The organism is Actinacidiphila sp. bgisy167 (assembly GCF_057707665.1).
Window position 1 is genome coordinate 1 of sequence record NZ_JBYIQP010000216.1, and the last position, 937, is coordinate 937.

Sequence of the window (937 nt, forward strand, 5' to 3'; positions counted from 1 at the left end):
GAGGTACCGGAGAAAAAAAAGGAGAAAGTCGACGACGAGGATGTAAATCTCGGAAGCTGGCTCGCGCAGGTACGCAGCGGCCACAGGCCGGTTGGCGACGCCACGCGGGCCGAACTCGACAGAATGGGCATGCGCTGGGAAAAAATACTCAACACTGACACCCAGTTGAAGCTGAAAGCCGCCAAGCAGTTCTACGAGAGAGAAGGCCACCTCGAGGTCCGGTCCGACTGGAAGGAGAAAGTCGACGACGAGGATGTAAATCTCGGATACTGGATCACGAGTGTACGCAGCGAGCACACGAAGGTTGACGACGCCACGCGGGCCGAACTCGACAGAATGGGCATGCGCTGGGAAAAAATACGCGACACTGACACCCAGTTGAAGCTGAAAGCCGCCAAGCAGTTCTACGAGAGAGAACGCAACCTCGAGGTACCGCAGGATCATAAGGAGCCAGTCGACGGCGAGAATGTATTCCTCGGAAGCTGGATCTTGAATGTACGCAGCAAACACACGAAGGTTGACGACGCCACGCGGGCCGAACTCGACAGAATGGGCATGCGCTGGGAAAAAATACGCGACATTGACGCCCGATTGAAGCTGAAAGCCGCCAAGCAGTTCTACGAGAGAGAAGGCCACCTCGAGGTCCGGTACGACTGGAAGGAGAAAGTCGACGACGAGGATGTAAATCTCGGACACTGGATCTCGAATGTACGCCTCAAACACGCGGAGGTTGACGACGCCACGCGGGCCGAACTCGACAGAATGGGCATGCGCTGGGAAAAAATACGCGACACTGACACCCAGTTGAAGCTGAAAGCCGCCAAGCAGTGGTACGAGGCGCATGGCGACCTCGAGGTACCGCGGGATCATAAGGAGCCGGTCGGCCGCGAGGATGTAAATCTCGGAAACTGGATAAAGAATGTACGCAGCAAACACA

1 protein-coding gene is annotated in these 937 nt (G+C 56.4%); it reads left to right on the plus strand.

Translation table 11 applies throughout. The features are described 5' to 3' along the window. A partial coding sequence (locus tag AC3ET4_RS30860; protein WP_431955282.1) for a helicase associated domain-containing protein occupies positions 1-937 on the plus strand: 937 nt, incomplete at both ends.